We start from the raw sequence: 26,230 nt of genomic DNA on the forward strand, positions 1-26,230 counted from the left end.
CGCTTTTCCACTAACCGGGCTAACCCACTCTATCTCATTGTTTTCTAAGGCCTCGCGACCAGCATGACCGTGCAAGGCACCGGTTGGAAAAACGATCTCCTGCTTGCGTTGAGCGCCACGCTGGTGGTGCTGGCGATCAACGCGGTTTCCGGCTTCCCCACCCTTGCGAATTACGGCGCCGACAATGACAGCATGCTGCGCCTGGTCGAGGTCCGCGACCTGCTCGGCGGCCAAAGCTGGTTCGACCTCCATCAATACAGGATGGGCACCTCGGACGGCTTCGTCATGCACTGGTCGCGGCTGGTCGACACGCCCCTTGCGCTCATCATCATGGCTTTCGATGCGCTGGGCGCCAGCACCGCCACTGCCGAACGCGCTGCGCAGATCATCTGGCCGACCCTGCTCTACGGGCTGACCATTTTCGTGCTGATGCGCGCCTCCCAGCGCTTCGCCGCTACGAATGTCGCGATGCCGGCGGCCATTCTGTCGACCGCGGCGCTGTTCTTCCTGGTGATCTACAGCCCGGGTGTGATCGATCACCACAACGTCCAGCTGCTGCTGACGGCGGCCAGCCTCTGGCTCCTGATGGAAGCGCCCTCCTGGCGGCCGGCTGCGCTTCTGTCGGGCATTTGCGCAGGCCTGACGCTCGCTGTCGGCATGGAAACCGCCCCCTATGTTGCGGTGCTCGGCATCTGTGCCGCTGTCCTGTTCATCCTCGACGGCAAGGAGCGCGCAACGGCGAGAGGCTTCGGCCTCGGATTTGCCGGCATCGCCTCGCTGGTCTTCGTGGCAACCATCCGGCCGGCCGATTGGGGCGTGGCCCAATGCGACGCCTTCTCGTCCTTCCAATTCGCGGTAGCAGCGCTGTCCGGCTTCGGCCTAGCGATCGCCGCGACGTTGACGGCGTCGACAACCCGGGCGCGGCTGGTTTCCATGCTGGCGCTGACGGCGGTGGTCGCGGCCGCCGTGATAACGTTCTTCCCGCAATGCCTGGCATCGCCCTATGCGGGCATGGACGAGCGCATCCGCACCTATTGGCTGGCCGACGTGGTCGAAGCGCAGCCCTTCTGGAGCGTCGCCATCCACCAGCCGAAGCTGATGGCGACGCGCTATGTCACGCCCTTCATCGCGATCCTGCTGATCGGCTTTCAGTTGCGAAGCCGTGGCCTGCGCCGCGAGGAAATTCTCGCCGCCATCCTGCTCCTCGTCGCCTTCGGCGTCAGCCTCTGGCAGGTGCGCGGCTCGACCTTCTCCGTCGCCTTCGCCGTGCTGCCGCTCTCGGCCTGGATCGCGAAAATCCGCCTGCGGGCGGACGCCGCGCCCTCATGGCGCCTTTCTACCGGCATCGTCATGGCCTGGCTGGTCTCGCTCAACGCGACCTGGGCCGGGGTCGCGGTGGCGGCGCAATCCATGGTCCAGAAGGCGCCGCAGCGGATCAATTCCGATCCCGACCATGCGGTCACCTGCGGCAAGCCGGGCGACTTCCGCGATCTTGCCGCCATGCCGGCGACGACGGTGCTTGCCTCGTCCAATCTCGGCTCGGGAATATTGATGTTTACGGGCCATCGGGCATTGGCCGGCCCTTACCACCGCAATGTCGGCGGCAATTTGGCCATGCTCGACGCGTTCATGGGAGCGCCGGACGCTGCCCGCGCCGTCATCGAGCGCGAGCATGTCGGGCTGATCGCGATCTGCCGCGGCAACACGGAAGAGATATCGCTGGGCCTGGACGCGCCGAGTGGCCTTGCCGCGGCGTTGCTGCGGGGCGACCCGCCGCCATGGCTCGAACTGGACCAGTCTACCGCTGGAAAGCCGATCGAGATCTACAAGGTCCGTTGAATATCGGCTTGCGGCCATATCAGCATCGTCGACCGCACGCTTTGCAAAGCGCTCGTTTTGCGCCGATGCAATATGCCTTCATGATTTAGAAAACCGCGATCGAGATCATTCGGGTGGGTCGTTGCAATCCAGCCTGTGCTTTGGTTAGCATTTCGCTCGGGCAGCGATATATGTATTCAAGCAATTTGGATTCGGGGTTTTAGGGAGAAGGTATCCATGACGGCCATAAATATTGCGTTGGCGCCTGCGTCAGCCACACAAACGCTGCAGCATGTTGTCTCGCACATGGTGGACGCCGTGAACCGCGCCGCCTTTGTGGACAAGCCGTTTTGGCATCTTGAGATGACGGATGTCTTTCCGGCGGACCTCTATCTGCGCATGCGCGCCGCCATGCCCGAGGCGCGGGAATATCGTGCGCTCAAGGGGCGCAACAATGTGAATATCAAGGCTGACGGAACCGCGACGCGGATCAAGATCGACCTCTACCCCGAATATATCCGCCACCTGCCTAGCGAGAAACGGGCCGTCTGGGCCTTGGTCGGCAAGGCATTGCATGCGCCGGAACTGAAAGACGCCTTCATGCGGCGCCTTGCCCCGGGCCTGGAGCGCCGGTTCGGCTCGGATTTCATGAAGGTCGGCATGTATCCGGTGCCGATGCTGACGCGCGACGTGGCCGGCTACAAGATCGGCTTCCACACCGACACGAAATGGAAGGGCATCACAGTTCAGTTCTATCTACCGGAGGACGACTCGATCAACCATATCGGCACCCGCTTCGCCGAGCGCATGCCGGACGGGCGTTTCGAGAATTCGCACCGGATGTCGTTCTCGCCGAATACCGGCTACGCCTTTGCGGTCGGCACCGACACCTGGCATGCGGTCGACACGGTCGGACCGGAAGTCCGCACCCGCGACAGCATCCTTCACACCTATTTCGTGGACAACACCGCGACGCTCAAGATCCGCAACCGGAGCAAGCGGGCGGCCAATTTCGTGATGAACGAAGTCCGCCACATCGGCCGGTAACGCAATTCCAGAACCGTTTTTCCGAGCGGCAGGCGGCGCCTGCCGTCCTCAGTCCTGGTGCAGGATAAATTCCAGATAGAGGTTGCGCTGCAGGATCGAGTGGTTGTCGTCGGATACCAGCGACACCATCAGCGCGCCGTCGTCGCGCGTCCAGACGTCCAGCCCTTCCATATTGTCGATCTGATAGCCCATGTCGGCCTCCATGAGCACCGGCCCGTCGGCGACCGCGCCCCTCTCGACGCTTTCGCCGTAGATGCGCCGCAGCCGCATCTTTACTCCGCGCGCGATCGAGAAACTGCGCTCCAGGAGCAGCAGATCGCCGTCCGGCAGGAAGGCGCCGTCGGTTATGTCGAATTCGCCGTCGCGCTTGACGGTGAAGACGCCCTTATGCGGTCCCCCGATGACGGCGGCGTAGACATTGCCGGCTTCGTCGAGGCTCCTCTCCGAGACCACGACCAGGCTGCCCGCGTGCTGCCCATAGGGATTGGCGTGGGTGACGGTCTCGAAGCCGCGGTTCTGGCGCAGCTCCTGGGCGGGGATCAGGTAATCGAGCTGCCTGACCGGAGCCTTCATATTGTCGGGATCGATCTTGAACTGGGCGACGCGCTGGTCGCGCTCGAAGCCGACAGTGGCGATGCCGTCCTTGACCGCAAGCCCCTCCGCGTCGACTTCCCATTTCTTGTCGATCGGCCGGCCCGAGGCGTCGACCATCTGCTGCATGCGGAAATTCCTGACACCCGACGGTCGCTTGCCGGCGTCATGCGTGATCGTGCCGAAGAACCAGAAGCCGGTATCGGCGACGCCGATGAAATCGCCGCCCGGCTTCAGGAAGCGAAAGGCCGACAGCGCGCCGAAATCGCGCGTAGGCGAGGTCATCTCCAGCCCGCCGACGAATTCAAGCGGCCCGAACCGCGTCTCGTCATGGCCGACATGGAACTGGCTGATCGGCCGCGCCGAAATCTCGACCGTCTCGACGGGAGCTCCCGGGCCAGCAATGGCCGGCGAGGCGCAGGCCAGCATGCAGGCGAAAAGCGTCCGCCGCGCACGCCGCCCCGAAAAGATCATCCGGCGCGCCGCAAGCCGCCGCGCCGCGTGTCGCGCGCGCTTTCCTCGCCGAACAGCGAGGCGAGCTGCTCCGTCATGGCGCCGGCCAGTTCCTCGGCATCGACGATGGTGACGGCGCGGCGATAATAGCGCGTGACGTCGTGGCCGATCCCGATCGCCAGCAGCTCGACCGGCGAGCGCGTCTCGATCAGCTCGATGACCGCCCGCAGATGCCGCTCCAGATAATTACCCGGATTGACCGAGAGGGTGGAGTCGTCGACCGGCGCGCCGTCCGAGATCATCATCAGGATCTTGCGCTGCTCCGGCCGGCCGATCAGTCGGTTATGCGCCCAAAGCAGCGCCTCGCCGTCGATGTTTTCCTTGAGCAGGCCCTCGCGCATCATCAGCCCGAGATTGCGGCGCGCGCGCCGCCACGGATGGTCGGCGGATTTGTAGATGATGTGGCGCAGGTCGTTGAGCCGGCCGGGATTCGGCGGCTTGCCGTCCTTCAGCCATTTCTCGCGCGCCTGCCCCCCTTTCCACGCCCGCGTGGTGAAGCCGAGGATCTCGACCGAGACGCCGCAGCGCTCCAGCGTGCGCGCCAGGATGTCGGCGCAGGTCGCGGCGACCGTGATCGGACGGCCGCGCATGGAGCCCGAATTGTCGAGCACCAGCGACACCACCGTGTCGCGGAACTTGGTGTCGCGCTCCTGCTTGAAGGACAGCGGCTGCATCGGATCTATGACAACGCGCACCAGGCGCGCCGGATCGAGATACCCTTCCTCGAGGTCGAAATCCCAGGAGCGGTTCTGCTGCGCCATCAGCCGGCGCTGCAGCCGGTTGGCGAGCCGCCCGACGACGCCGGAAAGATTGGCGAGTTGCTTGTCGAGGAAGGCGCGCAGCCGGTCGAGTTCCTCTTCCTCGCAAAGGTCCTCGGCGCCGACCGTCTCGTCGAAGACGGTGGTGAAGACCTTGTAGTCGATCTCCTTTGGCAGGTTGAGGAACGGATTGTCGTTGCGCTTGGCCTCGCCCGGCGTCTCGGCGTCGGAATCATCCTCGTCGGACAGGTCGTCCGAGGTGGCGTCGGTCGCTTCCGTCTCGGCCGACTCTTCCTCGTCAGCGGAGGCTTCGGCGTCTTCCGACTGCGACTGCTCGGAGCCTGAATCCTCCTCGCCGCCTTCCTCGCTCTGTTCCTCGCCCTGCTGCTCGTTCTCTTCGTTTTCCTCGGAATCGTCGGTTTCCTGGTCATCGCCGAGCTCCTCGGCCATTTCCATGGAAACCAGCATGTCGCGCACGACGCGGGCAAAGGCCTGCTGATCCTCGAGCTTGGCCGACAGGCCGTCGAGATCGGCGCTGGCCTTCTCCTCGATCCAGGGACGCCAGAGGTCGACCAGCCGCTCGCCGCTCTTGGGCGCGGGACGTCCGGTGAGCTTTTCGCGCACCATCAGCGCGACCGCCTCTTCGAGCGGCGCGTCCGCCTTGTCCCTGACATCGACAAGGTTCGCCTTGGCGTATTTGTCCTCGAGCATCGAGCCGATATTGTCGGCCACGCCCTGCATGGCGCGGCTGCCGATCGCCTCGACCCGGGCCTGCTCGACGGCATCGAAGATGGACCGCGCGAGCTTGCCCTCCGGCGCCAGCTTGTTGTGGATGCGCTGATCGTGGCAGGCGCGCTTCAGCGCCATGGAATCGCCGATGCCGCGTGTGATCGCGATGTCGTTGCGGGACGCTTTCTTGGGCAGTTCGGGCAGGCGCGCGCGATTTCCCGCCAGAGCCGGCCGGTCCTTGGCGAAGCCGACCTCGAGGTCCTTGTCGCCGGCGACGGCGCGCATGCACACCGTCACGGCGCGCTTGAAGCTGTCGGCTTCAGAACCCGTCTTCGGCTTGTTGCGCGTGTTGTCGCCCGGACCCGCCATTGATCATTCCCTGCGCGTTCATGCTGGAAGGCTGGAGGCCTTTCAGCTGCGCGCCTAGCCCAGCACCACGTTGGCGGCGCTTTCCGGCAAATCCTCGCCGAAGGCGCGCTGGTAGAACTCGGCCACCACCGAACGCTCCAGCTCGTCGCACTTGTTGAGGAAGGTCAGCCGGAACGCCATGCCGATATCGCCGAAGATCTCGGCGTTCTCGGCCCAGGTGATGACGGTACGCGGGCTCATCACGGTCGACAGGTCGCCGTTGATGAAGGCCGAGCGCGTCATGTCGGCGACGCGCACCATCTTGTTGACGATGTCCTTGCCCTTGTTGTCGCGATAGTGCTTGGCCTTGGCCAGCACGATGTTCACTTCATTGTCGTGCGGCAGGTAATTCAGCGTGGTGACGATCGACCAGCGGTCCATCTGCGCCTGGTTGATCTGCTGCGTGCCGTGATAGAGGCCGGTGGTGTCGCCGAGACCGACCGTGTTGGCGGTGGCGAACAGGCGGAAGGCCGGATGCGGACGAATGACGCGGCTCTGGTCGAGCAGCGTGAGCCGCCCCGACGATTCCAGCACGCGCTGGATGACGAACATCACGTCCGGACGGCCGGCATCATATTCGTCGAAGCAGAGCGCGACATTGTGCTGATAGGCCCAGGGCAGGATGCCGTCGCGGAATTCGGTGACCTGCAGGCCTTCCTTGACGACGATGGCGTCCTTGCCCACGAGGTCGATGCGGCTGACATGGCTGTCGAGGTTGACGCGCACGCAGGGCCAGTTGAGCCGCGCTGCCACCTGCTCGATATGGGTCGACTTGCCGGTGCCGTGATAGCCCGACACCATGACGCGGCGGTTGTAGGCAAAGCCCGCGAGGATCGCCAGCGTCGTCGCCTTGTCGAACAGATAATCCGGGTCGATGTCCGGCACGTGCTCGGTCGCCGCCGAATAGGCAGGGACGACCATCTTGGACTCGAAGCCGAATTTCTCCTTCACCGACACCGTCGTGTCGGGCAGGTTGGCGATGTCGCGATCGACCTTGTTCATCTCTATCAACGTCTCCACGGGCGAAACGCCGCGTTTCGCCGGCAATCGATTTTGTCCGGGGGCGGTCTTAGAGCCTTTTCCAACCTTATGAAAGTTGGAAAACGACACGGACCGTAGGGCCGCTCAGCACAATCCTGCCTGCTTGAGCACGCGATAGGCCTGCAGCACATCGCGGAACCGGTCTTCCGAACCTCTGTCGCCGCCATTCGCATCCGGATGGTGGCGCTTAACGAGTTCCTTATAACGCGCCTTGATGTCCTGGCCAGTCGCCTTTGTGTCAAGGCCAAGCGTTTCCAGCGCTTTGGCCTCAAGCGGCTTTGCCTTGCGCTCGCGCGGCTCGCGCGCCCCTGAGCCGAACAGATTGAAGGGATCGCGCATGCGGTTGTAGTAGCCGGCACGACCCGAACGCTGCTGGGCGAAATCCGGCGCCGAGCGCGTTCCGCCGCCATTGGCGCCCATGCGCCATGTCGGCCTGTGGCCGGTCAGCGCCTCTTTCTGGAAGCGCGCGATCTCGCTGTCCGACACGCCGGAGAAGTAGTTGAAGCCCTTGTTGTATTCGCGCACATGCTCGAAGCAGAAGCGGAAATACTCGCCCTCCTTGAGGCGCCCGACCGGCGCGCGGTGCGTACCGGCCTCGTTGCAGCCGTCCCACTGGCAGATCGGGGCGCGCGACTTCAGCTCCGCGTCCTTCTCCGGCCGGATTCGAATTTTCTCGAAATATTTGGGATACGCTTTCATCTCCCCCATTTATGGGCCGTTCGCATGTGCGAAACAAGAATTGACATTTCGCCGATGATCGCCCTAACCGCTGAATCGCGGCTTAAAAAGCGGTCGAATTCAAGATTTTGCGGCTGTGCCGCAGATAGGTTGCGGCTACACCGTCATGTGGGAAAAGGAAGCCCGGATGTCCATACAGTCGACGATGGAAAACAAGCTGAAAGCGGCGTTTTCGCCAGAAAGGCTCGCCGTCATCAATGAAAGCCACCTTCACGCCGGCCATCACCATGTCGAGCACGGCCACGAGGCCCACTTCGACGGCACCGGCGAGACGCATTTCCGCGTCCGGGTCGTCTCGGCCGCCTTTGCCGGCATGAGCCGCGTCGACCGTCACCGCGCCGTCAACGAACTGCTTGCCGACGAATTGAAAGCCGGCGTGCATGCGCTGGCGATCGAGCCGGCCGCGCCCGGCGAGAAGACGCGCTGGTAAGCGCTCACCCGACGGTCGCCCTGAGAAACGCCATCGCTGCCGCGGTCAAGGCGTCGCCGTCCTTGCCGAAATCGCCATTGATCGACATGTGCGTATAGGCGCTGCCGTCGAACAGCGTGACCTTGGTTCCCGTGGCGCGCAGGCGTTTCGCGAAAGCTTGCGACTCTTCGCCTCGCCCGGGTGCACGCGAATAGGCGATGAAGGTCGGCGGATGCTTCCTGCCGTCGACATAGCTCGCCGGCGACAGCGCGGTCCATTGCGCGGGATCGGAGAAGGCGCGCGCATAGGCGCGAACCATGCCGCCACTCCTGGAAAGCGCGGTAAGATCATAGGCTCGGGTGTCGTCGAGGATCAGCCCTGCGACGCCAGGCAGTCCTCCCCGCATGCCGGTCAGCGCAACCAGATGGCAGCCGGCCGAATGGCCCATGCCGACGATGCGGTTCGGGTCGCCGCCATACCGGGCGATATTGGCGCGCACATAGGCATAGGCCTTTTCGACGTCGCTGGCCTGGGTCGCGACATCGGCTTGCGGCAACATGCGGTAATCGATCGAGACGAAGAGGAAACCGTTGGCAAGCAGGAAGCCCGGCTTGGCGCCGACCTGGCTGCGGTCGCCGAACCGCCAGGCGCCGCCATGGACGAAGAAGACCACCGGCAGGTTCTTCGCGCCGTCCGCGGCATAGATGTCGAGCTTGGCCGGACCGTAGTCGCGGGTTTGCGGTTCCGGCTGGCTTGGACGCCCAGCGGCTGACGCACCTGCCGGCAAAAGCGCCACCAAGGATGCCACGATGAAGCTGCGTCGATCGATCATCGCCGTCTCCGGACAGGTTGCGCCGCGAGGGGCACGGATGCCAGCCGTGCCTCGTTACGGACCAAAAATGATAACTTTCGGTGCGAAAACAAATCCACTCCTTGACCGTCCGCTGGCAATCACCACGTATGTTCACAGGCGAGCACTTTCGGCCGCGTCGGGGTATCAACCGAGGTCAATGCCAGATTGCATGCGCTATCCTTCACAGTGAGGGAACCAACAGTGCTTTCCGGCAGTTGATGCAGCGATGAGCCGATTGGCAGCCCATCGGCTCCGAGGCAAAGCATCATGCGCGAGAACCAATCAGACGTCTTCGACCTTTTTTCGGAGATTTATTCCAACGCGGCCCAGGAAGAGATCAGCCTGCAGCAATATCTGCTGGCCTGCCGCGAAGACAAATCCATGTACGCTTCGGCGCCCGAACGCATGGTCGAGGCGATCGGCGAGCCGAATCTCATCGATACCAGCAAGGACGAGCGGCTCGGCCGCATTTTCTCCAACCGCACCATCAAGATCTATCCCTCTTTCTCCGACTTCTACGGAATGGAGGACACGATCGAGCGCATCGCCGGATATTTCCGCTATGCCTCGCAAGGGCTCGAGGAGCGTAAGCAGATCCTCTATCTTCTTGGCCCGGTCGGCGGCGGCAAGTCCTCGCTCGCCGAACGGCTGAAGAAGCTGATGGAAGAGCGCCCGATCTACACGCTCAAGGTCGGCAACCAGATCAGCCCGATCTTCGAATCGCCGCTTGGTCTTTTCCATCCCGATCGCATGGGCGATCTGCTGGAAGACAAATACGGCATCGCCCGCCGCCGCCTGAACGGGTTGATCTCGCCCTGGGCGGCCAAGCGTCTCGACGAACTGTCGGGCGACATCTCCAAATTCAGCGTGGTCAGGCTGATGCCGTCGCGGCTGCGCCAGATCGCCATCGCCAAGACCGAGCCCGGCGACGAGAACAATCAGGACGTCTCGGCCCTGGTCGGCAAGGTCGACATCAGGCAATTGGAGAATTTCAGCCAGTCCGACCCGGACGCTTATTCCTACAGCGGCGGCCTCAACCGGACGACGCAAGGGCTGCTCGAATTCGTCGAGATGTTCAAGGCGCCGATCAAGGTCCTGCATCCGTTGCTGACCGCAACCCAGGAAGGCAGCTACAACGGCACCGAAAATTTCGGCGCCTTTCCCTACCAGGGCATCGTCGTCGCCCATTCCAACGAATCGGAATGGCAGCAGTTCAAGAACAACAAGAACAACGAGGCCTTCCTCGACCGCATCCTCGTGGTCAAGGTTCCCTATTGTCTGCGCGTCACCGAGGAACGGCATATCTACGAGAAGCTGCTGCGCGAGAGCGAGCTGGCGAACAGCCCTTGCGCGCCGGAGGTGCTGGACATCCTCAGCCGCTTCACCGTCTCGACCCGCCTTGCCGAGCACGAGAACTCGCCGCTTTACACGAAGATGCGCGCGTATGACGGCGAGAACCTCAAGGAGGTCGATCCGAAGGCGAAGTCGGTCCAGGAATATCGCGACGCCGCCGGCGTCGACGAAGGCATGACCGGGGTCAGCACCCGCTTCGCCTTCAAGATCCTGTCGCAGACCTTCAACTACGATACCAAGGAGGTCGCCGCCGACCCGGTGCACCTGATGTACATCCTCGAGGAGGCGATCAAGCGCGAGCAATTCCCGAAGGAAACGGAAGCCGCCTATCTGGAGTTCATCAAGTCGGAACTCGCGACGCGCTATGCCGAGTTCATCGGCCACGAGATCCAGAAGGCCTATCTGGAATCCTACAGCGAGTACGGCCAGAACCTCTTCGACCGCTACATCGCCTACGCCGATGCCTGGATCGAGGATCAGGACTACAAGGACCCCGACACCGGCCAGATCCTCAACCGCGAGGTGCTGGACAAGGAATTGTCGCAGGTCGAGAAACCCGCCGGCATCGCCAATCCCAAGGACTTCCGCAACGAGGTGGTCAAATTCACCTTGCGCGCGCGGGCGCGCAACCATGGCCGCAACCCCTCCTGGACGAGCTATGAAAAGCTTCGCGAGGTCATCGAGAAGCGCATGTTCGGCCAGGTCGAGGACCTGTTGCCGGTGATCAGCTTCGGCTCCAAGCAGGACAGCGTCACGGAGAAGCGGCACAATGAATTCGTGCAGCGCATGGTGGAGCGCGGCTATACCCAACGGCAGGTGCGACGGCTGGTCGACTGGTACATGCGCGTGAACAAGGCGGGATGAGCAAAGCGGACGGTTCCATGCCGATCTTCATCGACCGCCGCCTGAACCCGAAGGACAAAAGCCTGGGCAACCGCCAGCGCTTCCTCAGGCGTGCCCGCGAGGAGCTCAAGCGCAGCATCCGCGACCAGGTCCGCACCGGCGGCATCGCCGAAGTCGACCGCGAGCATGCCGTGCCCATGCCTCGCAAAGGCACCGGCGAGCCGACCTTCGGCGACGACAAGGCAAGTGGCCGGCGCCAGCACATCCTGCCGGGCAACAGGACGTTCAGTCCCGGCGATCTGATCTCCAAGCCGGGCGGCGGGGGAGGCTACGGGTCGGCCCCGGGTACCAAGGAATCCGAAGACGACTTCCGTTTCGTGCTGTCGCGCGAGGAAGTGCTCGACCTCTTCTTCGAGGATCTCGAACTGCCCGATCTGGTCAAGCTCAATCTCAAGCAGATATTGAGCTTTAAGCCGCGACGGGCAGGTTTCACGGCAAGCGGGGCGCCGACCAACATCAATGTCGGCCGCACGATGCGCAACAGCCATGGGCGGCGCATTGCGCTGAGACGCCCCAAACAGGAGGAGCTCGACGCGATCGCCCGCCAAATTGCCGAGCTGGAAGCAAAGCCGGCAAGTGCTGCAGTGAGCGAACGCATCGCCGCCCTGCGCGAGGCGTTCGAGCGGCTTGAGCGCCGGCGCAGGCGCATTGCCTATGTCGACCCGGTCGACATCCGCTTCAATCGCTTCGATCCCCAGCCCGTGCCCAATGCGAACGCGGTCATGTTCTGCCTGATGGACGTCTCCGGCTCGATGGGAGAGCGCGAGAAGGACCTGGCCAAACGCTTCTTCGTGCTGCTGCATCTGTTCCTGACGCGCCGCTACGAACGCATCGAGGTGGTCTTCATCCGCCATACCCACGAAGCCAAGGAGGTGGACGAGCATACATTCTTCTATCACACGGAAAGCGGCGGCACGGTCGTCTCAACCGCGCTCGAGGAAATGCATCGCATCATCGAAGAACGCTATCCGGTGGCCGAATGGAACATTTACGCCGCCCAGGCCTCGGACGGCGACAATTTCGCCACCGACTCCGAGCGCTGCATAGAACTGCTCGACCGCAAGCTCATGCGGCTTTGCCAGTATTTCGCCTATGTGGAGATCATCGACGAGCGGGAAAGCCATATTTTCGGCTCGACCGAGAACGGGACGTCGCTCTGGCGCGCCTACAATGCCGTCGACGGGAAATGGCCGAACTTCCAGATGAGGCGCATCGCCGCGCCGGCCGACATATACCCGGTCTTCCGACAGCTCTTCGCCAGGCAGCCTGATCTGCGCAAGAGCGCTTGAGGGCCTCGGAAATGGTCAACCAGGCGCGCAAGTCCGAACTGCTGTTTTCCGGGTCGGACTGGGATTTCAAGAAACTGTCCCGGGCCTATGAAGAGATCGAGGCGATCGGCCTCGAGGAGCTTCGCCTCGACATCTATCCGGTGCAGATGGAGGTCATCTCTTCAGAGCAGATGCTCGACGCCTATTCCTCGGTCGGCATGCCGCTGATGTACCGGCACTGGTCATTCGGCAAGCGCTTCCTCTACGATGAGCTTCTCTACCGCAAGGGCGCGCGCGGTCTGGCCTATGAGCTCGTCATCAATTCCAACCCCTGCATCGTCTATCTCATGGAAGAGAACACCATGGCTCTGCAGGCCCTGGTGACCGCCCATGCCGCGCTTGGGCACAACCATTTCTTCAAGAACAATCATCTCTTCCAGCAATGGACCGACGCCGGCGGCATTTTGAGCTATCTGGATTTTGCCAAGAGCTACATCGCCCGATGCGAGGAAAGGCACGGCCTGGCCGCTGTCGAGGCGATTCTGGATTCGGCCCACGCGCTGATGGAGCAGGGCGTGTTCCGCTACCATCGGCCGCCGAAACTGTCATCGGAGCAACAGCGCGAAGGGCTGCGCGAGCGCCTCGAATATGAGGAGCGCTCTTTCAACGATCTGTGGCGGACGCTGCCGCCCTCGCAGGGAAAGAGCAAGCCTGATGCAGGGGAAGACAACCTTGCCGAGAGGAAGAAATCGCTCAATCTGCCGGAGGAAAACCTGCTCTATTTCCTTGAGAAGAACAGCCTCGTCCTTGAGCCCTGGCAGCGCGAGATCGTCAGGATCGTGCGTGTCATCGCGCAATATTTCTACCCCCAGCGGCAAACCCAGGTGATGAACGAAGGCTGCGCCACCTTCGTCCACTACACGCTCATGAACACGCTTTTCGATCGTGGCCGCATCAGCGAAGGCGCCATGCTCGAGATCTTGCGCAACCACTCGAACGTGGTCTTTCAGCCGTCTTATGACGATCCTCGCTTTTCCGGCATCAATCCCTATGCGCTCGGTCTCGACATGATGCAGGACATCCAGCGCATCTCTACCGCGCCGACCGCCGAGGACCGCGACTGGTTTCCCGACATCGCCGGCCGCGGCGACTGGCGCGACACGCTGCTCGACGCCTGGGCAAATCACCGCGACGAATCTTTCATCCGCCAGTATCTGAGCCCGGCGCTGATCCGCAAATGGCGGCTCTTCGTGCTGGCCGACGGCGCCGACGAGCCGCATTACGAAGTCGCCTCCATCCACAATGAGCGTGGCTATGCCAAGATACGGTCGGCTCTGGCGCAAAGCTACGACATCGGAGCCAGCCGTCCCGACATCCAGGTGGTCGATGTCGACCTTCTGGGCGACCGCCACCTGCGGCTCCAGCACACGGTGAAGGACGGCGTCATGCTCGAGGGCGAAAGCCGCGACGCGACATTGCGCCATGTCCGCAACCTCTGGGGCTACGACGTCAGCCTGGCCGCTATCGACGGTGGAACCGGCGCGATGCTCAGCGAGCGCTGGACCAAGGAACTTTGAGCGAGATTGTTCGTAGCTCAGGTCGCCTCAGCCCTCGCCGGCGGGCCTGATCCTCAACCTCGCAATGCGGTTCTTGTCGCGCTTCATCACCACGAAACGCTTGCCGTGGAAGGTGAAAGCCTGCTTCTCCTCCGGGATCGACTGCGTCTCATGGATGACGAGACCGGCAATCGTCGTCGCCTCCTCGTCGGGCAAGTCCCAGTCGAGCGCGCGGTTCAGGTCGCGAATCGGCACCGTGCCGTCGACGACGACCGAGCCGTCGGCTTCCTTCTTTACGCCCTGCATGTCGATATCGTGCTCGTCGGCGATCTCGCCGACGATCTCTTCGATAATGTCTTCAAGCGTCACCAGTCCTTCGACCTCGCCATACTCGTCGACGACGATGGCGAAATGCGCCTTGCGACGCAGGAAGGCGTTAAGCTGTTCCTGCAAGGTGGTGGTATCCGGCACGAACCACGGCTTCGCCGCGATCTTCATGACGTCGATCCGCGAAAAGTCGTTGCCGACCTCGTTGAGGGCTCTCAGCAGATCCTTCGCATGCAGCACGCCGACGATGTTGTCGAGCGAGCCCTTCCACAGCGGCATGCGGGTGTGCGGGCTCTGCAGGATCTCGCGCACCACCGCTTCGGGCGCATTGTCGGCATTGACCGAGCGCATATTGGTGCGGTGGACCATGACGTCCGATACTTCGAGCTCATCGAGTTCGAAGAGGCCCTCGAGCCGGTTGCGCTCCTCGCCGGCAGCCGCGCCCTCGCGGCGGGCATCGTCGCCGTCTTCATCCTTGCCGTTGCGCTCGGATCGCTGCGGCGGCTCGATCGGCCGCAGCGCGTAGCCGCAAGCGGCAAGCAAGCGGGCGCGGAACAGAAGCGCCAAAAGCACGATGGCGGCGAGGACGGCGGCGACGATCCAGCCGGCGCCGGTCATCTAGGATGGCTCACTTTGAGCCTTCCGGGATGGCTCAGCTTGAGGAAGGAGAGCACTTCCGAGGGCGGCACGTCCTTGGCAATGAACGACTGGCCGATGCCGCGCGTCAGGATGAAGGTCAGCGCGCCGCGCGAGACTTTCTTGTCCTGGGTGATGAAGCCGAGCAGCGCCTCGGCGTCGGGCAGCCCGCCCGGAATATCGGCCATCCGCCAGGGCAGGCCGACGGCGCGCAAATGCGCCTCCACGCGTTCCGCGTCGTCCGGGCTCGCCAGGTTGAGCCGCGCTGAAAAACGATGCGCCAGCGCCATGCCGATGGCGACGCCCTCGCCATGGACGAGGCGCGCGCCGTCATATTGGGTGGCGGCTTCCAGCGCATGGCCGAATGTGTGGCCGAGATTGAGCAGCGCGCGGTCGCCGGTCTCGAACTCGTCGCGGGCGACGACGTCGGCCTTGGCGCGGCAGGCCTCGGCGATCGCCTCGACCCGCGCCGGACCGCCCGAAAAAACCTCCCGCCAGTTCTGTTCCAGCCAGGCGAAGAAGGCCGGGCGATCGATCAGCCCGTATTTGGCGAGCTCGGCATAGCCGGCGCGGAACTCGCGGATCGGCAGGGTATCGAGCACATCCGTGTCGGCGAGCACCAGCCTGGGCTGGTGGAAGACGCCGACAAGGTTCTTGCCGCGCGTGCTGTTGATGCCGGTCTTGCCGCCGACCGAGGAATCGACCTGCGCCAAGAGCGAGGTCGGAATTTGCACGAAATTCATGCCGCGCCGCACGATGCCGGAAGCGAAGCCGGCAAGGTCGCCGATGACGCCGCCGCCGAGCGCGATCACCACGTCGCGGCGTTCGAGCTTTGCGGCCAGCACGCCGTCGACCACCTCCTCGAGATGGGCGAAACTCTTGGTCTTTTCGCCCGCCGGCAATGTGATGACGGCGGACTGGATGCCGCCTTTCCCCAGCCCTGCCTTCAGCGCGTCGAGATGCGCGGCGGCGACGTTCTCGTCGGTGACGATGGCCGCCCGGATGCCGGGAAGGCGGCGCGCGATCTCTTCGCCGGAGCGCGCAAGTAGCCCCGAGCCGATGAGGATGTCATAGGCGCGGTCGGCGAGCCCGACCTCGACCTTTACCGGTTCGGCATGGCTCACGACTGCACCTCGTCGGTTGTGGCGCCCGTAGCGCCCGTCGCGATCGCCTCAACGCCGAGATGGGCGCAAAGCGCCGCGACGACTTCGCCAGCGATGATCTCCTTGCGGTCGTCGCGCGTCGGCACGGTCAGGTCGGCCGTGGCATAGACCGGATAGCGCTCGCCCATCAGCTTCTCCAGCACGCCGCGCGGATCGGGATTCTTGAGCAGCGGCCGGTTCTGTTTCTTGGAGACGCGCTCCATCAACAGGTCCAGATCGGCCTTCAGCCAGACCGATACGCCATGCGCGGAAATCGCCTCGCGCGTCTGCGCGTTCATGAAGGCGCCGCCGCCGGTCGACAGCACTTGCGGTCCGTTCTCCAGCAGACGCAGGATCACGCGCTGCTCCAGCGCCCGGAATTCCGGCTCGCCATAGCGCTCGAACAGCTCCGGCACCGTCATGCGCGAAACGCTTTCGATCTCCTGGTCGCTGTCCATGAAAGGCAGCGAAAGCATCGTCGCCACCTTGCGCCCGATCGCCGTCTTGCCGGCCCCCATCAGCCCGACGAAGACGATCGAACGGCTGCCGAGCGCTTCGATCAGCGCGGCACGGCCTTCGTCCGTCGGATTGGGTGACAAAGCGTTCATCGGGGCCTCTTTGCGCCGTATCGACATCAAAAGCCTGTTTGCGTCAAGCACAGCCGGACAAAGGTCCAGGAAGCTTTTCCGGGAAAACCTGCAGCGACCGGAATCCTTCGTCCTTGAATTGCCTGGATTGGCGTCCCATAAGGGCACAGGGCTTTGGAAACGCAGAACAACAAGACGGGCGAAAATTGAATGCCGACTTTGTTTCGCTTCGTCGTGACGCTGGCGGTTCTAGCAGGCATTGCCTATGGCGTGATGTTCGCCTTGGCGATGTTCGTGGAGCCGAGAAAGGCGGAAATGAGCATCCGTATTCCGGCCGAAAAACTAAACCCCAAGAAAACCGACGAAGCACTAATCCCGGCCCGATGAGCAGCGCCGCCCGCATCGAAGCCTTCCTCGAAATGATGAGCGCCGAGCGGGGCGCGGCCGAGAACACGCTTTCGTCCTACCGCCGCGATCTGGAGGACGCTTCCGAGGCGATCGAAGGCGGGCTTGCCGGCGCGGGATCGGCCGACATCCGCGCCTATCTCGACGACATTGCAGCGCGGGGCTTCGCGCCGACCTCGCAAGCGCGCAAATTGTCGGCGATCCGACAGTTCTTCAAATTCCTCTATGCCGAAGGCCTGCGCGGCGATGACCCGACCGGCACACTGGACAGCCCACGCAAGGGCCGTCCGTTGCCGAAGACAATGAGCGAGGCCGAGACCGGCCGCCTGCTCGACCGGGCGGCGCAGGAGGCGGCCGAAGCCGGACCGGATGGTGACCGGTTGGCGGCGTTGCGCCTGCACGCGCTGGTCGAGGTGCTTTACGCCACCGGGCTGCGCGTGTCGGAGCTGGTCGGACTGCCGGTGACGGTGGCGCTGCGCGACGACCGTTTCTTCATGGTGCGCGGCAAGGGCGACAAGGAACGCATAGTGCCGCTCTCGGCCAAGGCGCGCGCCGCCATGCGCGCCTGGCTTGCGGCCAGGGCCGGGCGGCCGGCCTTCGCCGAGAGTCCGTTCCTGTTTCCGGCCTCTTCCGACAGCGGCCATCTCTCGCGGCAGGTTTTCGCCCGCGATCTCAAGGGCTTGGCCGCGCGGTCGGGGATAGCTGCAGCCGAGATCTCGCCGCATGTGCTTCGCCATGCTTTTGCAAGTCATCTGCTGCAGAACGGCGCCGATCTCAGAGCCGTTCAGCAACTGCTCGGCCATGCCGATATCTCGACCACTCAGATCTACACCCACGTGCTGGAGGAGCGGCTGGTGCGGCTGGTCAACGATCATCATCCGCTTGCCGACTAGGCCTCATATCGCTATGTGAGGGCGACGTTCCCCCGCCCGGAGCCGGCATTTCAGCGGTTCCGCCAGCCATTTGCCTTCCGACGGATCGGTCCGCTCAAGCATGTACAACTACCTCGACTTCGAAAAGCCGGTGCAGGATCTGGAGCTCAAGATCCTTGAGCTGAAGAAGCTTGCCGAGAACGGCGAGGCGGTCGATGTCGGCGAAGAGATCAGCAGACTGGAAAAGCGCTCGCGCGACGCGTTGCGCGACCTCTATAAGGCGCTGACCCCCTGGCAGAAGGTGCAGGTCGCGCGTCATCCAGACCGCCCGCATTGCGTCGACTACATCAAAGGGCTCTTCACCGATTTCACGCCTTTGGCCGGCGACCGCAATTTCGGCGACGACCAGGCGATCGTCGGCGGCTTCGCCCGCTTCCGCGGCGAGCCGGTGGCCGTCATCGGCCAGGAGAAGGGCTCCGACACGGCAAGCCGCATCAAGCACAATTTCGGCTCGGTGCGGCCGGAGGGCTACCGCAAGGCGGTGCGCCTGATGGAGCTGGCCGACAGGTTCAATATCCCACTTTTGACGCTGGTCGACACGGCCGGTGCCTATCCCGGCGTCGGCGCCGAGGAGCGCGGCCAGGCCGAGGCGATCGCGCGTTCGACCTCGGCCTGCCTTTCGCTGAAGGTGCCGTCGATCTCGGTGGTTATCGGCGAAGGCGGCTCCGGCGGCGCCATCGCGATCGCCACCGCCAATCGCGTCTACATGCTGGAGCACGCCATCTATTCGGTGATCTCGCCCGAGGGCGCGGCGTCGATCCTGTGGCGGGACACCACCCGCTCGAAGGACGCGGCGACGAACATGAAGATCACCGCGCAGGATCTTCTCGAGATGAAGATCATCGACGCCATCATTCCCGAGCCGATCGGCGGCGCCCAGCGCGCGCCAGAAACGGTGATTGCCTCCACAGGCGATCTTATCGCCCGGACGATGAAGGATTTTGCCGGCGCCAATACCGATTTCCGCGAGCAGCGCCGCGAGAAATACCTGGCGATGGGGCGCAGTCTCTGACCCGCCAACGTTCAACTGTGGCCAAGATGAGCATTTTTGCCACAAAAATGCCGCCGGATTCGGCTCAATGGGATTTGCCGTGAGGGGTTTGCGAAGGCTTGCGGTAAGGAATTTTCAAGGTTAACGGGCTTACGGTCTACTGGTGTTCAGCCTGCGGGCCCGGCCATGCCGAGAGCCGTTGGCCCGAGAGAAGAGACGTAGCCGCATCGATGTTTGCCAAGCTTGCCCGCACCGGAGCCCTGATCGCCGCCATCGGCGTCGCCGGCTGCAACGATTCCTCGATGAAGGATTTCGCGCCGGAGGCCAACAAGCCGCTGCCGGACAAGATCCTGGCCGACATGAAGGCCAAGGGCATGGTGCGCACCTCCTCGGTGATGGCCCGCATCTTCAAGGAGGAAGGCAAGCTCGAGATCTGGAAGGCCAAGACCAATGGCCGCTACGATCTCGTCGCCACCTACGACATCTGCAAATGGTCGGGCAAGCTCGGCCCCAAATACACCGAGGGTGACCGCCAGGCGCCGGAAGGCTTCTACACGGTTCGTCCTTCGCAGATGAATCCGCGCTCGCACTACCATTTGTCCTTCAACATCGGCTTCCCCAACGCCTACGACCGCGCCAACGGCCGTACCGGCCAGAACCTGATGGTGCACGGCGCCTGCTCGTCGTCCGGCTGCTACTCGATGACGGACGCGCAGATCGAGCAGATCTACGCCTTCGGCCGCGACGCCTTCGAGGGTGGCCAGACGGAGTTCCAGATCCAGGCCTTTCCGTTTCGCATGACCGCCGCCAACATGGCGCGCTACCGCAACGACCCGAACTACGAGTTCTGGAAGATGCTGAAGGTCGGCTACGATAATTTCGAGATCACCAAGGTGCCGCCGAAGGTCGACGTCTGCGAGAAGCGCTACGTCTTCAACCAGGTGGCGCCGGAGGGCACGACCTTCGATCCGACCGGCCCCTGCCCCGCGACGACGCAGCCTGACTCGCTGAAAACGGCCTATGCCGACTACGAAAAGCGCTACGACGCGGCCTTCAAGGCAGCTGTCAATTCCAGCACGCCGCCGCCGAAGCCGACCATTGCCGGCATCAAGGAAGCCAGCCTCGTTTCCGACTGGTCGAAGCGCCGGGCCCGCGGCGAGCGCGTGCCGATCGAACCGCCGTCCATGAACGCCGACGGCTCGGTGACCGAGACGACCCGCATGGGCCGTATCGATTCCCCGCTTGGCCGCAAGATGGCCGCCCTCGACGCGGAGAAGGAAGCCAAGCGCAAGGCCGAGGAGCAGCGTCTGGCGGCGATCGCGGCGGCCAAGGCCGCCAAGGAACAGGCTAAGGCGCAGGCCGTGGCCGAGAAGGAAGCCGCCAAACAAGCGGCGCAGCAGCCGGTCGTCACGGCCGGAGTCGAAACCGCGCCCGCCCAGCCGGCGCAGGAAGTGCAGGCCGCCGACGCCGATCAGGGCACCGTGTCGAAACTGAAGAAGAAGCTGCTCGGCATGTTCGGCGGCTGAGACCTTTATGCATGCCGCCCAAAGCATGCCCCCGGGCATTGACCTAAGGCGGTTTGGGATCAGGACATGCCTGAACAAAAGGCGAAGCCGCCGGCCATCTACGATCTCAAGGGGCTGAACTGCCCGCTGCCGGTGCTGAAAGCCCGCAAGCGGCTTGCTGCAATGCGGCCCGGTAGCCGGCTTTGGCTGGAAACCACCGATCCGCTCGCGGTCATCGATATCCCGGCCTTCTGCGCCGATGCCGGTCACCAGTTGGTCGAAACGGCCGCGGTGACGGGCGGCCATCGTTTCCTGGTCGAGCGCGGCAGCGCGGCCTGAGCCGGCGTCGTTGTCGGCCTACAACCCGGCTATTGCCAGCGGATTGGCTTCGAGTGCCGCCCGGTCCGGCGTGTCGATTGACGGCTTGTTGGTGAAGGCGGCGAACAGCCGCTGGATGTAATCGTCCGGCATGTCGAGCGTGATCAGCACCAGCCTGGTGCCGCGCTGGCCGTCCGGCCAGGCCGGCAGCCTCGCCGGGGGATGCAGGATCTTCTGCACGCCGTGGATGACCAGCGGCCGCGACGGATCCTCCGCGAGCTCGATGACGCCCTTCATGCGCAAGAGCTTTTCGCCATGCGTCGAGCGCAGAAGATCGAGGAACATCTCGATCGCCGAGAACGGCACCGGGCCGTCATGGACGAGCGAGTGCGTGCGCACGCGCGTATCGTGGCGATGCTCATGATGATGATCAGCACCATGATCATGATCGCCGTCATGGTGATGATGATCATGGTGATGATCATGCGCCGCCTCTTCACCAAGCCAGCGCCGCACGTCGGCGGACTTGGTCTGGGGGTCATAGAGACCGCAATTGAACAGCGCCGCGGCGCCCGTGCCGGCCTCGTTGACGTCGAGCAGGAGGGCGCCCGGATTGATCTGCCTCAGCCTCGCCCGCAACGCCTCGACCTCGGCCGCGTCGGCAAGGTCGGTCTTGGTCAGCACGATGCGGTCGGCCACCGCCGCCTGTTTCACCGCCTCGACATGGGCATCGAGGGTTGCCTCGCCATTGACGGCGTCGACCAGCGTGATGACGCCGTCGAGCCGGAAAGCCTGCACCAGCGCCGGGTGCGCCATGATCGACTGCAGCACCGGCGCCGGATCGGCCAAGCCTGTCGTCTCGACGACGACACGGGCCAGTTTCGCGATACGGCCGGTCTGCAGCCGGTCGACGATGTCGGCGAGCGTGTCGACGAGGTCGCCGCGCACCGTGCAGCACAGGCAGCCGTCGGAAAGCTGGATGATGCCGTCGGACGCCTGCTCGACCAAAAGATGGTCGATCGCCACCTCGCCGAACTCGTTGATGATCACCGCCGTGTCGGCAAGCGCCGGATCCTTGAGCAGCCGGTTGAGCAGCGTCGTCTTGCCGGCGCCGAGAAAACCGGTGAGCACCGAAACGGGAATGGGAAAGCCGCTACCCATGACGCAGCTCAGTTGGCCTTGGCTGGTTGGTCGCCCTGCGCCCCTGCGGCGGCGGTTGCCACCGGCTCGGCGCCGGCCGGCGCCGGCCTGTCTGGCCGCCAGCTCGGCAGCGGCACATCGGCATAGTTCTGATCGGCCTGATCGACGAACGCCTTGGGCGCCGGCCCTGTGGCGCCACCCAGGCCGACGGCGATGAGCGTCGGGTGCTCAAGCTTTACCTGATAGGGCGATTTCGGCTTGCCCTTGGCCGCGACCTCGGGAGCAGCCTCGGACTGCTCCTCCTTCGGCTTCTTCTTGCAGATCTCGTCATGCATGTCGTTGGGCGACAGCGTGTCGCCATAGGGCTTGAGCGCCGCAAGCGTGGTCGAAGTGGCGGCGGGCATGTCGAAACCCTTGTCGAGCAGCTTTGCCGCCGCTTCGGCGCGGCTAATCGCCGACCTCTCGCCAAGCACCACGGCCACCAGGGTGCGCCCGTTGCGCGTTGCCGAACCGATCATGTTGAAGCCCGACGAGCAGACGAAACCGGTCTTCATGCCGTCGGCGCCCGGATAGCGCCCGATCAGCAGGTTGTAATTCGGGAGCGCCTTCTTGCCGACGGCGAGGCCTTCGATCGAGAACCACGGGGCATATTGCGGAAAATCATTGCGCAGCGCCGTCACCAGCACGGCGAGGTCGCGGGCGGTCGTATACTGCTCGGGCGAGAAAAGCCCGTTCGGGTTGACGAAATGCGTGCCGACCATGCCGAGCCGCGCCGCCTCGGCGTTCATGCGGTCGGCAAACGCGGCCTGCGATCCGCCGATATTCTCGCCGACGGCCATGGCGATGTCGTTGGCCGACTTGACCAGCATCATCTTCAGCGCATTGTCGAGCCGCATCACCGAGCCGGGCTTGAAACCCATCTTGCTCGGCGGCTCGCCGGCCGAATGCTTCGTCACCTTGATCGGCGAATCGAGCGCTACCTCGCCGGCCTGGATCGCGCGAAAGGCGACATAGGCCGTCATCAGCTTGCTGAGAGAAGCCGGATACCAGCGCTTGAACGCGTCCTGATGCTCCAGAATGGACCCGCTTTTGAGGTCGAAAAGCACGACCGGGTTGGCTCGAGCCGCACCGGCAAAGGCCGCAATCGCCAGCGCGCCTGTCAGCAACAGGTTGAGGAAATGCCTTTGCCGCATGATCAAATCCGAAATCGCCTCTTGCCGTAATCGCCGCTGGCTCCGTAAGATTTCGTTACTCATCGCCAGCATAATGCGGCCGACCCTCATCCCGGACCGCATTGTTGCGGTGCTATTTACCCTATGTGTCGCCAAAATGGCAAAGTGCTAGACATCACGATTGACAATCACGATTGCTGAGCATCGGCTCTGAACCGACTGCCGCCAATCAATCAAGAGATGGAACGATCATGCCGATTCTGAACCGAGCCGCGCAAATGCAGGAAGAAGTCGCCGGCTGGCGACGGCATCTGCACCAGACACCGGAGCTGAATTTCGACGTGTTCCAGACCGCCGCCTTCGTCACTGAGAAGCTGAAGGCCTTCGGCTGCGACGACGTGGTGACGGGGCTGGGCAAGACCGGCGTCGTCGGCATCATCCGCGGCCGCAAGGGCGATGGCCCGACGATCGGGCTGCGCGCCGACATGGACGCGCTGCCGATCGACGAGATCACCGGCAAGCCATGGGCCTCGACCGTGCGCGGCAAGATGCATGCCTGTGGCCATGACGGCCATACCGCGATGCTCTTGGGCGCCGCCAAATATCTTGCCGAGACGCGCAACTTCGCCGGCACCGTGGCCGTGATCTTCCAGCCGGCCGAGGAAGGCGGCGGCGGCGGCAATGAGATGGTCAAGGACGGCATGATGGAGCGCTTCGGCATCGAGAAAGTGTTCGGCATGCACAATATGCCGGGCCTGCCGGTCGGCCAGTTCGCCATCAAGCCCGGCCCGATCATGGCCGCGACGGCCGAATTCACCATCACGGTCAGGGGCCGCGGCGGCCATGCCGCGATGCCGCACGGCACGATCGACCCAATCGTCATCGCCAGCCAGCTGGTTGGCGCGCTGCAGACCATCGCCTCGCGCAGCACCGATCCGGTCGAGGCCGTTGTGGTGTCGGTGACGAAGTTCCACGCCGGCGACGCCTATAACGTCATTCCCGAAAGCGCCGAGATCGCCGGCACCGTGCGCACGCTGAAGAAGGAAGTGGCCAAGAAGTCGGAAGAGCGCATTCGCGCGCTCTGCGCCGGCCTCGCCGCGGCCTTCGGCGCCACCATCGACGTCGATTACGACGCCAATTATCCCGTCACCTTCAACCATGCCGAGGAAACCGCGTTTGCGGGCGATGTCGCCGCCGACATCGCCGGCGACAGCCATGTCCACCGCGCCATCCAGCCGGTGATGGGCGGCGAGGATTTCTCCTATATGCTGGAAGCCCGTCCCGGCGCCTTCATCTTCATCGGCAACGGCGACTCGGCCGGTCTGCATCACCCGGCCTACGACTTCAACGACGAGGTCATCCCGCACGGCATGAGCTACTGGGTGAAGCTGGCCGAAACCGCTCTGGCCGCCTGAGCGCCTGCGCGCGAAGGCGGCAAGCGTCCGCCGTACCGCTCGGCCTTGCCGAGATGAGTTACAGCCTGAGGGGGTCAGCATGCCCCTTGGCGAACCGGCCCGAAGCGTTTATGTGTCGGGCCGCGTGGTCCCGTAGCTCAGTAGGATAGAGCGGCAGATTCCTAATCTGTAGGTCACAGGTTCGATTCCTGTCGGGATCACCAAGCTTCTCAAGGGGTTGGCGAGCAGATCGCCGCACGATGGGCGTCAGAGCGATCCTGAACTGAACGGCCCCGAAAGATGATGCGTCCGCATAAGTGTGGAGAGGCGGTTCGCGGCCTCGGCGAACGCTTCGCCTCCGGAAGCGATCAATGCCGGTCGTTCCTGCTCGGACGCAGCCAGCATGCGTTCCCAGAAAGCGGCGACAGCAGCGCTCGACCGGGCGAGATCGGCGGCCACGGCCTGATCATCGGCCAGCGCCGCCAAATGCCGAGATGTGACGCCGCCGATGCCGGGCGGGACTTTCGCTCCCATGTCGACGAAGCCCGGAGGCAGCGACCCTTTCAGATTGTGAACGCGGTGCTCGACGATGGCGGCGTAGATCTGATCGACGGCCTGCTTGGCGCCCGCGACGCGGGAGGGATGATCGGTATCGGCCGCGGCATGGGGGAGAAGTTCCAAACGCTGGCCATAGGCTTCGACCAGCTTGAGATAGGGCAGCATCGGTCCCGAAACCGTACCGCCGTCATTGAACAGATCCGCATCGATCGCCGCATGGGAGATGCGCCCCGACGCCAGCGCGCGCTCCAGCGCCGCCACGTCGACCAGCTCGCCGCGGTCATAGTTGATGAGCACGGCGCCGTGGTTGAGAACGGAAAGCACCTCGTCTCCGATCAGTCCGGCATTGGCGTATCGTTGCCGGCCGGCATCGAAGGCTCCCAGGCCGAGGTGGACCGAAAGCGCGTCCGCGTCGCGCGCCGCGTCCACCATGGTTGCGGCATAATCGAAGCCTTCCAGCTCGATCCACTTCCGGTGGCGGGGCCGCGCATAAATGGTGACCCGCATGCCGAAGGCCTGGCCGAGCCTGGCGAATTCCCGGCCGATATTGCCATAGCCGACCACCGCCAGCCTTTTGCCTTCGAGCTTCTCGGTCGGATAATGGCGCAGGTCCTTTCCCGTATCGAACTGCCCACTGGCGACCAGGCTGTTGAGCTTGTCCACGGGAAGATCCGGCCTGACTTTCAGCAGCGCCTTCATGGCCATTTGCGCTGTGGCGCGGCTGTTGATGCCCGGCGTGTTCATCAACGGCGCTTCGCCGCCTTCTCCGCTGCCTCCGCCCCACGATGCCGACCCCATATTGCCGGTGCCGGCGCCGATGCGTACGCCGCCGAGGCGAAACCTGGCCTCGGCCGGAATGAAGGTCGCGGCGGCGATGACAGCGTCGTAGCGGCCGTCGCTGGCCTCGGCCAACAATTCGTCGCGCGTGCTCAATTGCGGTTGGTAGAAGAAATGCAGTCTGCCGGGGTCGAGGACGCCGGCCTTGGCGATGCCCGTCTGGTGGAACACGCCACCCTTGGCTTCGATATAGGCCTTGACCTCACTGTGGTCGGGATTGCCGTCCGCGCCAAAGCGCAGCCCGACAAAATCGCAGATCAGAATATTGGCTGATGTCATGACGCGTCGTTTCCCTGCAGCT

The 26,230-nt window shown here is 63.8% G+C and carries 23 protein-coding genes and 1 tRNA gene; 13 read left to right on the top strand and 11 right to left on the bottom strand.

What is annotated here, in order from left to right:
• Positions 1-63: 63 nt before the first annotated feature.
• Positions 64-1,839 (top strand): GtrA family protein, encoded by a 1,776-nt coding sequence (locus P9273_RS26160; RefSeq protein ID WP_278051374.1) that lies wholly within the window; start codon positions 64-66, stop codon positions 1,837-1,839.
• 216 nt (positions 1,840-2,055) lie between these two features.
• Positions 2,056-2,865, top strand: coding sequence for a hypothetical protein (locus P9273_RS26165; protein ID WP_278051375.1), 810 nt, complete (start codon positions 2,056-2,058; stop codon positions 2,863-2,865).
• A 48-nt stretch (positions 2,866-2,913) separates the two neighbouring features.
• Here P9273_RS26165 and P9273_RS26170 read toward each other — a convergent pair whose 3' ends face one another.
• From P9273_RS26170 to P9273_RS26185, 4 genes are all read right to left on the bottom strand, one after another.
• Entirely contained in the window at positions 2,914-3,930 is a 1,017-nt protein-coding gene (locus P9273_RS26170; protein WP_278051376.1) for an esterase-like activity of phytase family protein, read from the bottom strand.
• Positions 3,927-5,825: a cobaltochelatase subunit CobT gene (gene cobT / locus P9273_RS26175; RefSeq protein WP_278051377.1), complete on the bottom strand. Its 1,899-nt coding sequence runs from the start codon at positions 5,823-5,825 to the stop codon at positions 3,927-3,929. The genes P9273_RS26170 and cobT overlap by 4 nt, the downstream gene beginning before the upstream one ends.
• A gap of 54 nt (positions 5,826-5,879) precedes the next feature.
• On the bottom strand, positions 5,880-6,866 hold the full coding sequence (gene cobS, locus P9273_RS26180) for a cobaltochelatase subunit CobS (RefSeq protein ID WP_041000295.1): 987 nt from the start codon (positions 6,864-6,866) through the stop codon (positions 5,880-5,882).
• A 123-nt stretch (positions 6,867-6,989) separates the two neighbouring features.
• Complete coding sequence (locus P9273_RS26185; protein ID WP_040989310.1) at positions 6,990-7,613, bottom strand: J domain-containing protein; 624 nt, start codon at positions 7,611-7,613, stop codon at positions 6,990-6,992.
• A 157-nt stretch (positions 7,614-7,770) separates the two neighbouring features.
• Here P9273_RS26185 and P9273_RS26190 point away from each other — a divergent pair, with 157 nt between their 5' ends.
• Complete coding sequence (locus P9273_RS26190; RefSeq protein ID WP_278051378.1) at positions 7,771-8,073, top strand: BolA family protein; 303 nt, start codon at positions 7,771-7,773, stop codon at positions 8,071-8,073.
• A 4-nt stretch (positions 8,074-8,077) separates the two neighbouring features.
• Here P9273_RS26190 and P9273_RS26195 read toward each other — a convergent pair whose 3' ends face one another.
• Positions 8,078-8,884 (bottom strand): alpha/beta hydrolase, encoded by an 807-nt coding sequence (locus P9273_RS26195; protein WP_278051379.1) that lies wholly within the window; start codon positions 8,882-8,884, stop codon positions 8,078-8,080.
• A gap of 288 nt (positions 8,885-9,172) precedes the next feature.
• Between P9273_RS26195 and P9273_RS26200 the strand changes: the two genes are divergently transcribed.
• The 3 genes from P9273_RS26200 to P9273_RS26210 are packed head-to-tail and all read left to right on the top strand — an operon-like array spanning position 9,173 to position 14,006.
• Positions 9,173-11,122 carry a PrkA family serine protein kinase gene (locus P9273_RS26200; RefSeq protein WP_278051380.1) on the top strand — a complete coding sequence of 650 codons (1,950 nt, stop codon included), beginning with the start codon at positions 9,173-9,175 and terminating at the stop codon, positions 11,120-11,122.
• A gap of 17 nt (positions 11,123-11,139) precedes the next feature.
• Complete coding sequence (locus P9273_RS26205; protein WP_040998902.1) at positions 11,140-12,450, top strand: YeaH/YhbH family protein; 1,311 nt, start codon at positions 11,140-11,142, stop codon at positions 12,448-12,450.
• Between the two features lie 11 nt (positions 12,451-12,461).
• Positions 12,462-14,006 (top strand): SpoVR family protein, encoded by a 1,545-nt coding sequence (locus P9273_RS26210; protein WP_278051456.1) that lies wholly within the window; start codon positions 12,462-12,464, stop codon positions 14,004-14,006.
• 27 nt (positions 14,007-14,033) lie between these two features.
• Here the strand turns inward: P9273_RS26210 and P9273_RS26215 are convergent, their stop codons facing one another.
• The 3 genes from P9273_RS26215 to P9273_RS26225 are packed head-to-tail and all read right to left on the bottom strand — an operon-like array spanning position 14,034 to position 16,698.
• Entirely contained in the window at positions 14,034-14,930 is an 897-nt protein-coding gene (locus P9273_RS26215; RefSeq protein ID WP_040998642.1) for an HlyC/CorC family transporter, read from the bottom strand.
• Positions 14,927-16,072, bottom strand: a complete 1,146-nt coding sequence (gene aroB / locus P9273_RS26220) for a 3-dehydroquinate synthase (RefSeq protein ID WP_278051381.1) — start codon at positions 16,070-16,072, stop codon at positions 14,927-14,929. The genes P9273_RS26215 and aroB overlap by 4 nt, the downstream gene beginning before the upstream one ends.
• A complete protein-coding gene (locus tag P9273_RS26225; protein WP_040998646.1) occupies positions 16,069-16,698 on the bottom strand; it encodes a shikimate kinase in 630 nt (209 codons plus the stop codon). Before P9273_RS26225 ends, aroB begins: the two co-directional genes overlap by 4 nt.
• 189 nt (positions 16,699-16,887) lie before the next feature.
• Here P9273_RS26225 and P9273_RS26230 point away from each other — a divergent pair, with 189 nt between their 5' ends.
• The 5 genes from P9273_RS26230 (at position 16,888) to P9273_RS26250 (ending at position 20,849) form a co-directional block, all read left to right on the top strand.
• Entirely contained in the window at positions 16,888-17,064 is a 177-nt protein-coding gene (locus P9273_RS26230) for a hypothetical protein (RefSeq protein WP_040998648.1), read from the top strand.
• Positions 17,061-17,975 (top strand): site-specific tyrosine recombinase XerD, encoded by a 915-nt coding sequence (locus P9273_RS26235; protein WP_278051382.1) that lies wholly within the window; start codon positions 17,061-17,063, stop codon positions 17,973-17,975. The genes P9273_RS26230 and P9273_RS26235 overlap by 4 nt, the downstream gene beginning before the upstream one ends.
• A 100-nt stretch (positions 17,976-18,075) precedes the next feature.
• Positions 18,076-19,026, top strand: a complete 951-nt coding sequence (locus P9273_RS26240; RefSeq protein WP_040998652.1) for an acetyl-CoA carboxylase carboxyltransferase subunit alpha — start codon at positions 18,076-18,078, stop codon at positions 19,024-19,026.
• Positions 19,027-19,235: 209 nt separating this feature from the next.
• A complete protein-coding gene (locus tag P9273_RS26245) occupies positions 19,236-20,531 on the top strand; it encodes a L,D-transpeptidase family protein (protein WP_278051383.1) in 1,296 nt (431 codons plus the stop codon).
• 66 nt (positions 20,532-20,597) lie between these two features.
• Positions 20,598-20,849, top strand: a complete 252-nt coding sequence (locus tag P9273_RS26250; protein WP_278051384.1) for a sulfurtransferase TusA family protein — start codon at positions 20,598-20,600, stop codon at positions 20,847-20,849.
• Positions 20,850-20,867: 18 nt separating this feature from the next.
• On the opposite strand, the gene P9273_RS26255 is transcribed toward P9273_RS26250, so the two are convergent.
• On the bottom strand, positions 20,868-21,989 hold the full coding sequence (locus tag P9273_RS26255; protein WP_278051385.1) for a CobW family GTP-binding protein: 1,122 nt from the start codon (positions 21,987-21,989) through the stop codon (positions 20,868-20,870).
• 8 nt (positions 21,990-21,997) lie between these two features.
• Positions 21,998-23,161, bottom strand: a complete 1,164-nt coding sequence (locus P9273_RS26260) for a D-alanyl-D-alanine carboxypeptidase family protein (RefSeq protein ID WP_278051386.1) — start codon at positions 23,159-23,161, stop codon at positions 21,998-22,000.
• Positions 23,162-23,391: 230 nt separating this feature from the next.
• Between P9273_RS26260 and P9273_RS26265 the strand changes: the two genes are divergently transcribed.
• Together P9273_RS26265 and P9273_RS26270 are read left to right on the top strand one after the other, a co-directional pair.
• Positions 23,392-24,555 (top strand): M20 aminoacylase family protein, encoded by a 1,164-nt coding sequence (locus P9273_RS26265; RefSeq protein WP_040998661.1) that lies wholly within the window; start codon positions 23,392-23,394, stop codon positions 24,553-24,555.
• 126 nt (positions 24,556-24,681) lie between these two features.
• A tRNA-Arg gene (locus tag P9273_RS26270) sits at positions 24,682-24,758 on the top strand.
• 43 nt (positions 24,759-24,801) lie between these two features.
• On the opposite strand, the gene P9273_RS26275 is transcribed toward P9273_RS26270, so the two are convergent.
• Entirely contained in the window at positions 24,802-26,208 is a 1,407-nt protein-coding gene (locus P9273_RS26275; RefSeq protein WP_278051387.1) for an NAD(P)-dependent oxidoreductase, read from the bottom strand.
• Positions 26,209-26,230: the final 22 nt, after the last annotated feature.

It is taken from the genome of Mesorhizobium sp. WSM4935 (assembly GCF_029625735.1).
GTDB lineage: Bacteria > Pseudomonadota > Alphaproteobacteria > Rhizobiales > Rhizobiaceae > Mesorhizobium.

Excerpts from the sequence above, each read along its gene's own strand:
- cobS (WP_041000295.1), bottom strand. The coding sequence starts at position 6,866 with ATGAACAAGGTCGATCGCGACATCGCCAACCTGCCCGACACGACGGTG.
- P9273_RS26235 (WP_278051382.1), top strand. The coding sequence starts at position 17,061 with ATGAGCAGCGCCGCCCGCATCGAAGCCTTCCTCGAAATGATGAGCGCC.
- P9273_RS26210 (WP_278051456.1), top strand. The coding sequence starts at position 12,462 with ATGGTCAACCAGGCGCGCAAGTCCGAACTGCTGTTTTCCGGGTCGGAC.
- P9273_RS26195 (WP_278051379.1), bottom strand. The coding sequence starts at position 8,884 with ATGATCGATCGACGCAGCTTCATCGTGGCATCCTTGGTGGCGCTTTTG.
- P9273_RS26250 (WP_278051384.1), top strand. The coding sequence starts at position 20,598 with ATGCCTGAACAAAAGGCGAAGCCGCCGGCCATCTACGATCTCAAGGGG.
- P9273_RS26170 (WP_278051376.1), bottom strand. The coding sequence starts at position 3,930 with ATGATCTTTTCGGGGCGGCGTGCGCGGCGGACGCTTTTCGCCTGCATG.
- P9273_RS26190 (WP_278051378.1), top strand. The coding sequence starts at position 7,771 with ATGTCCATACAGTCGACGATGGAAAACAAGCTGAAAGCGGCGTTTTCG.
- P9273_RS26165 (WP_278051375.1), top strand. The coding sequence starts at position 2,056 with ATGACGGCCATAAATATTGCGTTGGCGCCTGCGTCAGCCACACAAACG.
- P9273_RS26215 (WP_040998642.1), bottom strand. The coding sequence starts at position 14,930 with ATGACCGGCGCCGGCTGGATCGTCGCCGCCGTCCTCGCCGCCATCGTG.
- cobT (WP_278051377.1), bottom strand. The coding sequence starts at position 5,825 with ATGGCGGGTCCGGGCGACAACACGCGCAACAAGCCGAAGACGGGTTCT.
- P9273_RS26240 (WP_040998652.1), top strand. The coding sequence starts at position 18,076 with ATGTACAACTACCTCGACTTCGAAAAGCCGGTGCAGGATCTGGAGCTC.
- P9273_RS26245 (WP_278051383.1), top strand. The coding sequence starts at position 19,236 with ATGTTTGCCAAGCTTGCCCGCACCGGAGCCCTGATCGCCGCCATCGGC.
- P9273_RS26160 (WP_278051374.1), top strand. The coding sequence starts at position 64 with ATGACCGTGCAAGGCACCGGTTGGAAAAACGATCTCCTGCTTGCGTTG.
- P9273_RS26230 (WP_040998648.1), top strand. The coding sequence starts at position 16,888 with ATGCCGACTTTGTTTCGCTTCGTCGTGACGCTGGCGGTTCTAGCAGGC.
- P9273_RS26200 (WP_278051380.1), top strand. The coding sequence starts at position 9,173 with ATGCGCGAGAACCAATCAGACGTCTTCGACCTTTTTTCGGAGATTTAT.
- P9273_RS26265 (WP_040998661.1), top strand. The coding sequence starts at position 23,392 with ATGCCGATTCTGAACCGAGCCGCGCAAATGCAGGAAGAAGTCGCCGGC.
- P9273_RS26260 (WP_278051386.1), bottom strand. The coding sequence starts at position 23,161 with ATGCGGCAAAGGCATTTCCTCAACCTGTTGCTGACAGGCGCGCTGGCG.
- P9273_RS26205 (WP_040998902.1), top strand. The coding sequence starts at position 11,140 with ATGCCGATCTTCATCGACCGCCGCCTGAACCCGAAGGACAAAAGCCTG.
- P9273_RS26255 (WP_278051385.1), bottom strand. The coding sequence starts at position 21,989 with ATGGGTAGCGGCTTTCCCATTCCCGTTTCGGTGCTCACCGGTTTTCTC.
- P9273_RS26225 (WP_040998646.1), bottom strand. The coding sequence starts at position 16,698 with ATGAACGCTTTGTCACCCAATCCGACGGACGAAGGCCGTGCCGCGCTG.
- P9273_RS26275 (WP_278051387.1), bottom strand. The coding sequence starts at position 26,208 with ATGACATCAGCCAATATTCTGATCTGCGATTTTGTCGGGCTGCGCTTT.
- P9273_RS26185 (WP_040989310.1), bottom strand. The coding sequence starts at position 7,613 with ATGGGGGAGATGAAAGCGTATCCCAAATATTTCGAGAAAATTCGAATC.